Here is an 11,601-nt window from a genome sequence, read left to right on the forward strand (position 1 = left end):
TCTGCACGACAGCCTCGAGGATCGGCAGCATGGCCTGCAGGTTGGAGAGCTTCTTCTCGTGGAGAAGGATGTAGGCGTCTTCCAGATCCGCAACCATCTTGTCGGCGTTGGTGACGAAGTAGGGCGAGAGATAGCCGCGGTCGAACTGCATGCCTTCGACGACTTCGAGTTCGGTCTCGGCGGTCTTGGCTTCCTCGACCGTGATGACGCCCTCATTGCCGACCTTCTGCATCGCTTCGGCGATCATCGAGCCGACCGAAGCATCGCCATTGCCGGCGATGGTGCCGACCTGGGCAACCTCTTCCGAGGTCTTGATCTTCTTGGCGTTCTTGATCAGCGTCGCGACGACGTCGCTAACCGCGAGATCGATGCCGCGCTTCAGGTCCATCGGGTTCATGCCGGCGGCAACCGCCTTGTGGCCTTCCTGGACGATCGACTGCGCCAGAACGGTCGCGGTCGTGGTGCCGTCGCCGGCGATGTCGTTGGTCTTCGAAGCAACTTCGCGGACCATCTGCGCGCCCATGTTCTCGAACTTGTCTTCAAGCTCGATTTCCTTGGCGACGGTGACGCCGTCCTTGGTGATGCGCGGTGCGCCGAACGACTTGTCGATGACGACGTTGCGACCCTTGGGGCCGAGCGTGACCTTCACTGCGTCGGCGAGGAGGTTGACGCCGCGCAGCATGCGCTCACGGGCATCGCGAGAAAATTTTACGTCTTTGGCAGCCATTTTTAGCTCCTGGCAGGGGCTTGAATTGAGCCCGAAGATTTAAGTGACGGTGAGGCCGATATTCAGCCGATGATGCCCATGATGTCGGATTCCTTCATGATCAGAAGGTCTTCGCCATTGAGCTTGACTTCGGTGCCCGACCACTTGCCGAACAGGATGCGGTCGCCGGCCTTGACGTCCAGCGGGACGAGCTTGCCGGCTTCGTCGCGGGCGCCGGAACCAACGGCGATGATCTCGCCTTCCTGCGGCTTTTCCTTCGCCGTATCGGGGATGATGATCCCGCCGGCAGTCTTGGATTCGGATTCAACCCGGCGTACGACCACGCGGTCATGCAGCGGTCGGAAATTCGACTTTTCCATTTTCGGATTTTCCCTGGTGCGGATGTTGAGGGTTCTGTTAGCACTCGCCACAGGCGAGTGCTAACGCGGTAGTGAGGTAGTCTGTAAGCGGGTACTCGTCAAGACGGACGAGGGCAGGGCGAAAGCAAAAAGATGTCGGAAGGGGTGTCACGGATCGCATTGCCGAGGCTGAGCGCTTGGCGCGCGGCAGCCGCAGCTTTCGGCCTCGGTAGAACGACATCGGTAAAGCCACGGCCATTGCGAGATGGATCGAAATTTCATTCGGCAGGTACGACATCATCCTGCCTGCAAACAGATCCTTGCGTGCCGTCGAACTTGCCGCCCCCGCCGGTCGAGGTGACGATGTGATAGCTCAGGTCCACGTCCGCCTTTGATTGCTGGTGTGGGTCGGCGCCAGCTGCTGGCACCACCACAACCACGCCCCCCAATATGGTTGTGGCGCCGTTGACAGCGAGCCGATCGCTCTTGTTTGGGCCAATCTCGATATACAGTGCACTGCCCTTCTTGAACGTCACGTCCCCGTTCGACGTCAGCGTGCCGATCCCGTTACCGGGCGACACGCAACCGCCGCCACCGACTTCAATACCGCCGACCGTCCCCGTGCCTCCCAACCTGCCGGGCTTATTGACGATGACTTTCGAGGTGATCGAGCCGTCCACTATCAATAGCCCGTCATTGATCACGGTATCGCCCCTGTAGGTGCTGTGGCCGGTCAGCCGCAAGGTACCGGGGCCGGATTTGGTAAGGCCTCCCAGATAGCTGTTGGGCTCGGCAAGTCGCGCACTAAATGCAGACGCGCGTGCCTCATTGGCATTGAACTCGGCGACGCGATCCTGGGTGATCGCTTTCCGTATCGTGCCAAGGCTTGCTTTGCTGGTGCCGGTGAAGTCGAGGAACTGCGGCGCCAGCGGGATCTTCCTGTCGGGGAACGTGGCCGCGAACGCGTCGAAGAGATAGAGGAGGATCGGATTTTCACTCATTCCGCTTGGAGCCGGGAGGTCGTCTCCTTCGGAGGGGCCCTTCGCGTCGTGCGCTACCCACCAAGCCCGCCCCGCCCTGAGCGCCTCTTTCGAGGCTTTGCGCGTCACCTCTGCCGCGACGTCGGTCCTGATGGCCTGGATGACATCCTTGGTCACCTTGTTGTCCCAATGCTCGGCAATTTTCCTTGCTTCCCAATCGGCGATCATCTGCTGGTCCTCGCTCTTGCGCTGATCCAGAGCGTCCTGCGAGATGTCGTTGTCCCAGACTTCCTCTCGCGAGCCGCGATAGGAACCGGGCAGCTTTGCCTCGAAACGCCCTTCGAACTCGCTGGGGCCTTTCAGCGCCTTCTTGTCATTGATGATCCCCCAGCCGAAAACCTCGTCGACGCCGGCCTCGCCAAGGTCAGTGGAGGTCGTTTTGAGGATTTCGTTGACCTCGCCATTGGCTAAGTAGGGATAGCGTTGCTTCACTATAGCGAAACTGCCGGTGGCGAATGGGCCGGCCATCGAAGTACCGTCGTACTTGTCATAGGCCGGGTGCAGGCGGTCGTCATTGACGCTGTCGCCCAGCTTGAGGCCGGTGATATCGCCTGCTGGAATGCTGCTGTTGATCTGGGTTCCCGGTGCGGCGACGCAATAATACTTCGTGTAGCCGCAAATGCTGGAAAAGTCGCTTTCCGAATAGCCTTGCGGATTTTTCGCGTCCGCGACCACGCTCATCGTGGTCAGCCAGTGTTTTTCGATGTCGGGCAGGAAGCTGGCAAGCCCCGTCAGTGCGTCCGGCTCCAGGCCGTGGTCGTTGCCGGCCGAGAATTGGACGACGATGCCGCTGCGCGCCGCTTTGATGGCGCCGGCATAGGCGCCGCCATCGGGCTTGCCGAGGATCCCCTTGATCTCCTGGAACTGCGAAAACGCCTGAGCATAGGACCACGGCGGCTGCACCTCGCCGATGCCCCAGCTGTCGGTGATGATGTCGACACCGGCACCGATCATCGCCTGCCAAGCCGCGCCATAGATGGCGCCGTCAAGGCTCGTCACTTGACCATCGCCGGGTCCCTCATCAACGTCGCTCGCAGAGAAAAGGTCGGCGCCGAATGCCGCACCCATCGTGCCAGCGCCGTCCCTGTTGGCACCAGCAATGCCCGCCACATGGGTCCCGTGCGTGGAAATACCCTCAGCCTCGTCATCGTCGATGACGTACTGCCTGCCGTCGGCGACGAATGGATCACCGGCTTTAACTCCAATGGAAGGGTTCGAACAAATGCGCGTGCCTAACGTCGGTAGAAAGGTCAGCCGGCCGGTAAACTCTGGATGCGCCGCCCAGACCGGCTCGTCGATGATGCCGATTTTGACGCCCTTGCCGGTGAAGCCCAACGCATACGCGGCATCTGCGTTGATGGCTCCGAGCCCCACATTTCCATTGAATTCGGCGTCATGACTCCAACTCGCGCGCGCCGCTTTCAAGTCGCCAGTCGTGCTCCCGTCAGCACGAACATAGGGCTGCGCCTCACTTCCCGTCGAAGCCGCGGCCAGCAGCGCCGCCGTCAGCACGCTCCTTTGCAGATGCTTGCGAAAGGTGGAGAGTGAGCGCGGATGCGCCTGGCTGTTGGTGCGAAGTACGTAAGACGTCATTGAACAAGTCCTCTTGCAAGTCGAGCCCTTCTCCACTTTCGGCCGCCGTCGACGCGAAGAAGTCCGCACCGCGTTGAAGACAAGCGCTGCGAATAAGGAGAAAGATGTTGTTTGATTGGGTGCGGCCCCGCCGGCCCTTCAGATTGAGATCACGATGCGGCTGAAGCTCCTCGCGTCGAATCTGCTGGAAAGCTTCCAGGAAAGGAGAGCATCGCTCATCTCGTGCTTGTGCATGCAGTCAACCTTCAATCCGTGTTGCCGCATCTCAATTTGCAAAGGCCGTGCCAAAGCTCACTGGGCAGTAAGCGCATGGCTCTCCCCTGAAAACCTCCACAATCCCAGCATGGTCGATTGTGCGGAACCCGACATGTCGTCTTTCTGCCACTGTCAGCTTTCGGACAGGCATGACGCGTTTCGCGCCGCCCACCCAAGCCCGTGAGCGCGCTCGGCAAGGACGCCCCAGGCGGCTTGAACTTGCCGACCATCAGGCCGCATCTCTGCGCCACATCGGTGATCGCGAAGCGATCGATCCGATTGCCAGTTGCTGATGCAAGACGTTCCTCCCAGTCTTGCGAACGACCGTTTTGAGCCGGGCCCGCAGCCTCGAAGCAGCACCGGGCAAGCCGCTTTCGCCGGCCCGCCATGTCGGGCGAGGACGGCAAGGTCGCCAGCGGCAATGGTGACGCCTTTGCCAAAGCGAGCGTCTTGGCTTCTTCGACCATTGCGCCACCAGGACAACGCCAATTCAAGCCTCGCCGATGTCGGCGGCAAGCTTGTGCGCCCCGCAATGTCGCTGCGAAGGTTCAGGCGCAAAAGAACATCATCGCGACATCCTTTCGGGCGAGAATTGCCGCCACGAGCTCGAAACTTGGCTGCCGCGCCGGATGGAATTGCGCACCGCCGGTCGATGGAGGAGGGGCCGGTATGTTCGTCTCATAAGAGTGCGTCACGTTGCGTGGCGGCTTCCCGATCGCCGCCGCTCGACACTGGACCCGCAGGTAGCGCGGGCTTTTCATCCAGCCATGCCTTGGCCCCATCGCGCATCAAAGTCCCGCCGGCGAGCCCTGCTTTCATCGATCGCACGACGCCGGATGTGCGCCCGACCCTCTGGCACGATCTCGATCCGGCATATGGGCGCAGCATCAGTTGCGGGCCATCTCATTCCCGGCCTCCTGCCTGGCTGACAGCGAGCGCGTTCGGCGAGGAGTCTCCATGCTCTCTCCAAGGACCATCCCTGCGGCTGGCTTGTCGACCTATGGGCGGATCCGGCCCGCCCGAAACCCTCGCCGTCAGCTTTTTTCCCCGCCGCCTGTGGCGGCTTCCTCGCGCCGCTTCGCTGCAAAAAAGTTGCCCGCTCGGGTCCTGCGCTGCCGCTGCGGCCCTGTCGGGTTCAGGCGGTCCGGACGCGCCCATCACGGTCCGCCATCGCAGGGGATGGTCCTCGGCGACAGCAAAAAGGAGACTTCGAAATGACCGCAATCGGTTACGTCAACCGCCAGGAAAACGGCGGCTACAAGGGCCAGCTCAGGACGCTCAGCGTCCGCGCCGACATCGATATCGTTCCCAATAAGGCCAAGGGCGCCGACAACCATCCCGACTTCCGGGTGCTGACGCAAGGGGTCGAAGTCGGCGCCGGCTGGATCCGCACCGGCGAAACTTCCGGCAAGGACTATGTGAGCCTGTCGATTGCAGCACCCGAGTTCGGACCGCGCAAGCTCTACGCCAATCTCGGCCGCGCCGCCGGCCAGGACGATGATGACACCTACGCCATCATCTGGAACCCGGTCGACTGATCGACCCCACCTCGGGCCTCGCGCCGCAGCCGGCGCGAGGCCCATTCCCAGCAACGCCGTCGAAACCGGTTCGCCCGAAAGGGCGGCGAAAACTCTCTCCCGACTCTTCGCCCGTCCCCTGGACGATCTCGCTCGCCCATTGTCAGCCGTCGCTTGTCCGAAGCGAAACGAGGATCACCATGGACGACGAAAACGAACGCGCGGCCCGCGCGAAAAAGGGCAGCCCGTTTCTCAACACAGCCCAAGCCGCCTTCTATATCGGGCTCTCCCAGCGCACCCTTGAAAAGATGCGGCTCAAGGGCGGCGGCCCGCAATTCCGCAAGCACGGCCGCTATGTCCGCTATCACATCGACGAACTCGACCACTGGTCGAAAGGACACCCGCAGCACTCCACTGCCGGGGACGGCGAGGCCGGTTTCGGCCAGTCCGGCAAGGGAGGCCGTCCATGAGCCGGCGCCCTTCCATCCAACTGATCGGTAGCCGCCTGCGGCGTGTTCGAGCCCGCAAGACGATCGCCTTAGCCGCGCTGGGTCTCGGCCTTTTGGGCTTCACGGCGCTCGCAAAACCCACCCCTTGGCTGGTCTGGAATGCCTCGGCCAGCGCCCCCATCGGCCTTTATCGCATCGCTGCGGGAGCGCTGGCGCGTGGCGATCTCGTGCTCGTGCGCCCGCCTGAATACGTGGCGTATCTCGCCGCCGAGCGCGGCTATCTGCCTCGCAATGTGCCGCTGGCAAAACGCCTTGCAGCGCTGCCGGACGACCATGTCTGCGCCTTCAATGACGCCATCATCATCGGCGGCGACATCGTCGCGCGCCGGCTCAAAATCGACGCCAAAGGCCGACCTTTGCCATGGTGGAACGGCTGCCGAGCGCTTGGCCATAACGAGGTTTTCGTGCTCGGCAGCGAGAAAAGCCGCTCCTTCGACAGCCGCTATTTCGGGCCTGTTCCCACCCAAAATCTCATCGGGAGGCTCGTGCCGCTATGGACCGAGTGATCCTCCTGCTGTTCGGCATGATCGCCATTGCGCCATGCGCCTGTTCCGCCTCGACCGGCGCTGAGCCGGTCGCCATCTCCTCCCAAAGTCCGCAGCTTCAAAAGTGGCAGGCGTTCGTATCGGAAGCGAGCAGGCGCTTCCGTATTCCCCAGACCTGGATCTACGCCGTCATGGCTGCCGAAAGCAGCGGCAAGACGATGCACAACGGCCGCCCCATCACCTCCCGCGCCGGCGCCATGGGCCTCATGCAGGTAATGCCCGGCACCTATGAGGAGATGCGGGTCGAACACGGCCTTGGCCCTAATCCGCACGATCCGCGCGACAATATCCTGGCCGGCACCGCTTATCTCAGCGCCATGTTTGATCGCTTCGGATTTCCCGGCCTGTTTGGCGCCTACAACGCCGGTCCCGAGCGCTACGACGAGCATTTGAAGCGTGGCAAACCGCTGCCAAAAGAAACGGTCGAGTACCTCACCCAACTCACGGGGGCCGGAGTTTCGGCGGCCGACATCGAGAAATTCAAAGGCAAATCTGTCGCTCGAAAGGCGCAAAGTGCTCCCTCCGGACGGTCGCTGTTCTTCGTCCACGATGGCGTTCGCGCCGGCGCGCGAAACGCCGATCTCTTCGTGCCGCTCGGTAGGAACGGCGCGGAGCCGAAGGAGCCGGTGCGCTAGCAATGGGCGGACGGGGGCGCGCCCGGAGGAGAGGCAGAGAGGCAGGGCGCGTAAGGCAAGATAAAGGCACCGCCTCCAGCAGGCAGTTAAGTTCCTGTCTGCACATCGTTTTTCCAGGAGGCTGCCGCCGGTGCCAAGAGGGTTTGACGCGTAAGGCTTTGTTTTGCTGCCACTTTCTGGGAGGCTGGCATGAGGGATGACGAGTTCAGGCCGAAGCTGGGCAAGATCGGGTCGCGCGGCTCGAAGGCAGGCAAACGCTATGCCGGTCAGGTCCGGGCAGCGGTCAACCGAGCCGGCGGCCAGCCCCAGTCGGGCGGTCGCTTCACGGGCAGCCGGGCAGGGCGCGGCGGGGCGGCTGCGGCGCTGCTGAAATCACGCGACAGGTACGCCGCCTTCCAGCAGCGGCGGGTGATCGTCAAGGCCCGCATCGTCAAGCTGGCCGGCAAGGGCCAGGCCGGGGCGCGTGCGCACCTGCGCTACATCCAGCGCGATGGCGTCACCCAGGAAGGTGCGCCTGGCGTGCTCTATAGCGCCGAAAGTGACCGCGTCGACGGCAAGGATTTTGTCCATCGCGCGGATGGCGACCGGCATCAGTTCCGCTTCATCGTCGCTGCAGAAGACGGCATCGAGTATGAAGACCTGAAGCCGCTGACGCGTCGGCTGATGGCGCAGATGCAGGAAGACCTCGGCACGAAGCTCGACTGGGTCGGGGTTGATCATTTCAACACCGGCCACCCGCACAGCCACATCATCGTCCGAGGCAGGGACGGCCGTGGCGAGAACCTGGTCATCGCGCGCGAATATATCTCATCTGGCATCCGCGAGCGGGCGGCCGAGTTGGTCAGCCTCGATCTCGGTCCGCGAACCGACCGCGAGATTGAGCTTCGCCTGCGCCGGGAAATGGAGCAGGAACGCTTCACCAGCATCGACCGTCGGCTGCTCAGCATGCGTGATGATGACGGCCTGGTCTCGCCGGACGGTCCCGACGCCATTCGCCAGACGCTGCACCAGGGACGGCTGCGCAAGCTCGAGCGGATGGGTCTGGCCGCGGAGGTCGGCGCTGGCTCCTGGCGCCTCGACGATGAGCTCGAAGCCACGCTGCGCCGCACCGGCGAACGCGGCGACATCATCAAGACCATGCACCGCGAACTGACCGGCAAAGGGCTCGTCCGCAGTGCCGCCGACTGGGTGATCCACGATCGATCCGGCGAGCCGGTCCAATCTCTCGTCGGCCGCGTCGTCGCGCGTGGACTGGCCGACGAAATCAACGACCGCCATTATCTGATCGTCGACGCGGTCGACGGCAAGAGCCACTGGATCGACATCGGCAGAGGCGAGGCAACAGAACCGACGCCCGACGGCTGCCTCGTGCATGTCACGCCGAGGAACACCGAGCCGAGGCAGGCCGATCGTACCGTCGCCGAAATCGCCGCCGCGCACGGCGGCCGCTACAACGTCGATATCCACCTGAAGCACGATCCATCCGCCACCGAGAGCTTTGCGCGAACGCATGTGCGGCGGCTGGAGGCGATCCGCCGCGCGACCGGCGGCGTCGAGCGAGAGCCGAACGGCACCTGGCTCATCGCGCCGGACCATCTCGATCGCGTCGCGAATTATGAGGGCCAGCGGGCCAGGGCCGAGCCTGTCGTTGTCGACAAGCTCTCCTCAATGGCGCTGGAGCGACAGGTCAGCTTCGACGGCGCCACCTGGCTCGACCGGGAGCTGGTTGCCGATAGACCCGAGCCTTTGCACGGATCCGGCTTCGGCCGCGACGTGAGAGAGGCGCAAGCTCGCCGGCGGCAGTGGCTGATCGCGCAAGGCCTCGCGTATGAAGAACAGGATCGGATCGTCTATCGAGCCAACATGCTTTCGATCCTGCGCCAGCGAGAACTGAACCGTGTTGCTGGCCAACTGTCGGAGGAACTTGGCCTGCCCTATGCCGAAGCGCGATCCGGAGGACGAGTAGAGGGTACGCTCCGCCGCTCCGTCGAGCTTGCCAGCGGAAAATATGCCGTCGTTGAAAAGTCGCGCGAGTTCACGCTGGTGCCATGGCGGCCGGTGCTTGAGCGCCATGTGGGCAAGGAGGTCTCCGGTGTCGTGAGTGGGGAGGGGGAGATTTCATGGACCGTCGGCCGGCAAAGGAGCGGACCTGGTGTTTCGTGAGATGGTGTACAGCTTTTTAGCCAGCGGCGCGGGCAGCCATGCGAGCCCGCGTAGGACCTTATGGCCGCACGCCCGCAATCGGTCGCATGGACCTGCCAGGCGGGGCGGCTTTGGAGCGTTCGGGCCCGACACGCTGCGTGAGTGGCCAGACTTCGAGCGCTCGAAGATGCGGACTGTTGTCTGCTGGCCGGCGTTATTCCGGCTGGCCCATAATCACGGCGCAACAGTTCACCGCTGAAGTTGCCACGGGCGAACATCGACAAGAGAAAAAACACCATTGCGCGATACAAATCGCCGTTGAAAGCGTTTAGGTTGCATGCGCTTCGCCGAGTAACGGATACCCCAGAAGAGAGCCATGACCACGGCCCGCTATATCGTGACGCTGCTTAAAAGCCACATTGCCGGCGACGAGGATCGTTTCCTCTCTATCGCGATGCAGCTTGCTGCGCATGAGGCACGTCAAGGCCATGGCAAGCTTGCTCAGGAGCTCAAGGATCTGGTCGACGCAGCCAAGAGCAGGGACGCCCGGATTGCCAAGAGCAGTCGGCCGGTTCCCCTTTTTCAGCCGAAGGGCGAGCTCGCAGGGCTCCTGCATGCGCGCTATCCGGACCTGCGACTGACCGACATGATTTTGCCGGACAGTCTGCGCTCGCGCCTGCACCGCGTGCTGGGAGAGCAGCGCCAACAAGCAAGCTTGCGCGAGCACGGGCTTGTTCCCCGTCGCAAACTGCTTCTGGTCGGCCCGCCAGGATCAGGCAAGACGACGACCGCCTCGGCATTGGCCGGGGAGCTTCATCTGCCCCTTTTCACGATCGTCCTCGATGGTTTGATCACCAAGTTCATGGGAGAGACTGCCGGAAAGCTACGGCTTGTTTTTGATGCAATGCAGGCGACGCGGGGCGTCTACTTCTTTGACGAATTCGATGCCATCGGCGCGCGTCGAGGCGAACGCCAGGATGTTGGCGAGATTCGGCGCGTGCTGAATTCGTTTCTGCAGTTTCTCGAGCAAGACGACAGCCACAGCCTGATTATTGCGGCAACGAATCATCCCGAGCTGCTCGACAGAGCTTTGTTCCGCCGTTTCGACGATGTCATCGAATACGCCGTGCCCGATCGGCCGATTATCGAGGCGCTGCTTCGGGCTCGACTCGACCGCTTCGACACCAGAGGGCTTGCCTGGAACGAGGCGATCTCTCAGGCAGAGAGACTGTCGCAGGCCGAGATCACCCGCGCGGCCGACGACGCTGCAAAAACCATCATATTGCGGGGCGGGAAGCGGATCACCTCGGAAGCGCTCATCGACGCTCTAAAGGAACGCCGGCAGGCTTCGCTGTCTGAGTAGCGACAGCACAGATCATAATGGCAGACGATTTTCCGCGCGACCGCGCCCATATCCACCTTCGCAACAACGGCATTCGGGAAGCCTATCGGCGGCCCAACCAACTTATACATGCACCGCCGCGCCGGCGCGTGATCGGGCGTCGCATGCTGCGGCCTTGACGCAATCCATCGAACAAGCGGTCGAAAGTGCACGCCAGCAGATTGCGGCGCGTGACCTCCAGCTGTCGGTCGGCACGCCTGGCTTTTACCTCGAGATCGATCTGCCCATGTCCGGACGGGCGGCCCTCGACCAGCTGGCCGATCGTCGCCAGCACATGGAGCTGGTCGCCGTCCACGAGCCAACTCAACCCGGTGCTCCCATCACAGCGTCGGTGTTCCTGCCGCAAAGCGCGCAAACCTATTATTTGCGGAAAGTCGAGGCGTATCGAGACGTTGACACTGACCGCGGCAGACCGCGCAACGAGCCGCTCGTCTCCCGCATGGAGACAGTCAGGCTGGCGACTGCACGATCGTTGTTTACCGACCACGACGACCTCTTCCCCCAGGCCGCTGACGAGCAGGTGTGGTGGGAAGTCTGGCTGCGCGACGGTCGCCGCGAGAACTTCGAGCACATTGCCGAAGCCCTGAACATCACTTTGCGCACGCATGCGGTCAGGTTTCCGGAGCGGGTGGTCATGCTGGCACTCGCCAGCACGGCAATGCTCGACCGCATGATTGCGCACAGCGATGTCGTCGCCGAGCTGCGGCGCGCGAAGGATACGCCGTCCTTCTTCATGGGCCTTGGCGGCGCGGAGTACAATATGCAGGCCAATTCCACGCTACACGACGACCGAACTGGCTTTTCCGCGCTCGGCGGATTGGGCGCGCAGGCGCGCGGCGCATCCGGCAGGCTGCTGCCGGAGATCTGGATGCAGGACGGCGTAAAGCGGGTCGAACAG

9 protein-coding genes and 1 pseudogene are annotated in these 11,601 nt (G+C 62.8%); 7 read left to right on the forward strand and 3 right to left on the reverse strand.

All coding sequences use genetic code 11. The features are described 5' to 3' along the window. From groEL to EN807_RS31855, 3 genes are all read right to left on the reverse strand, one after another. Window positions 1-727: chaperonin GroEL (gene groEL, locus EN807_RS31845; RefSeq protein WP_135937891.1), on the reverse strand; the 727-nt coding region annotated here is incomplete at its 3' end. A 62-nt stretch (window positions 728-789) separates the two neighbouring features. After that, window positions 790-1,086, reverse strand: a complete 297-nt coding sequence (gene groES / locus EN807_RS31850; RefSeq protein WP_127208890.1) for a co-chaperone GroES — start codon at window positions 1,084-1,086, stop codon at window positions 790-792. 257 nt (window positions 1,087-1,343) lie between these two features. After that, window positions 1,344-3,698, reverse strand: coding sequence for a S8 family peptidase (locus tag EN807_RS31855; RefSeq protein WP_135937892.1), 2,355 nt, complete (start codon window positions 3,696-3,698; stop codon window positions 1,344-1,346). Window positions 3,699-5,167: 1,469 nt separating this feature from the next. Between EN807_RS31855 and EN807_RS31860 the strand changes: the two genes are divergently transcribed. The 7 genes and pseudogenes from EN807_RS31860 to EN807_RS36130 all read left to right on the forward strand — a co-directional run. After that, window positions 5,168-5,491 (forward strand): DUF736 domain-containing protein, encoded by a 324-nt coding sequence (locus EN807_RS31860; protein WP_127210718.1) that lies wholly within the window; start codon window positions 5,168-5,170, stop codon window positions 5,489-5,491. A gap of 179 nt (window positions 5,492-5,670) precedes the next feature. Then, the gene (locus tag EN807_RS31865) at window positions 5,671-5,940 is read left to right on the forward strand and encodes a helix-turn-helix domain-containing protein (RefSeq protein WP_127210717.1); all 270 of its coding nucleotides are present in this window, start codon (window positions 5,671-5,673) and stop codon (window positions 5,938-5,940) included. Then, window positions 5,937-6,485 (forward strand): S26 family signal peptidase, encoded by a 549-nt coding sequence (locus EN807_RS31870; RefSeq protein WP_127210716.1) that lies wholly within the window; start codon window positions 5,937-5,939, stop codon window positions 6,483-6,485. The genes EN807_RS31865 and EN807_RS31870 overlap by 4 nt, the downstream gene beginning before the upstream one ends. Then, window positions 6,473-7,159: a transglycosylase SLT domain-containing protein gene (locus EN807_RS31875; RefSeq protein WP_127210715.1), complete on the forward strand. Its 687-nt coding sequence runs from the start codon at window positions 6,473-6,475 to the stop codon at window positions 7,157-7,159. The genes EN807_RS31870 and EN807_RS31875 overlap by 13 nt, the downstream gene beginning before the upstream one ends. A 189-nt stretch (window positions 7,160-7,348) precedes the next feature. Beyond that, complete coding sequence (gene rlxS / locus EN807_RS31880; RefSeq protein WP_135937893.1) at window positions 7,349-9,322, forward strand: relaxase/mobilization nuclease RlxS; 1,974 nt, start codon at window positions 7,349-7,351, stop codon at window positions 9,320-9,322. Between the two features lie 355 nt (window positions 9,323-9,677). After that, on the forward strand, window positions 9,678-10,664 hold the full coding sequence (locus EN807_RS31885) for an ATP-binding protein (protein WP_127210713.1): 987 nt from the start codon (window positions 9,678-9,680) through the stop codon (window positions 10,662-10,664). 799 nt (window positions 10,665-11,463) lie between these two features. Then, window positions 11,464-11,601 (forward strand): annotated as a pseudogene (locus EN807_RS36130) (polyprenyl synthetase family protein); the annotation flags it as partial.

It is taken from the genome of Mesorhizobium sp. M5C.F.Ca.ET.164.01.1.1 (genome assembly GCF_004792125.1).
Lineage (GTDB): Bacteria > Pseudomonadota > Alphaproteobacteria > Rhizobiales > Rhizobiaceae > Mesorhizobium > Mesorhizobium wenxiniae.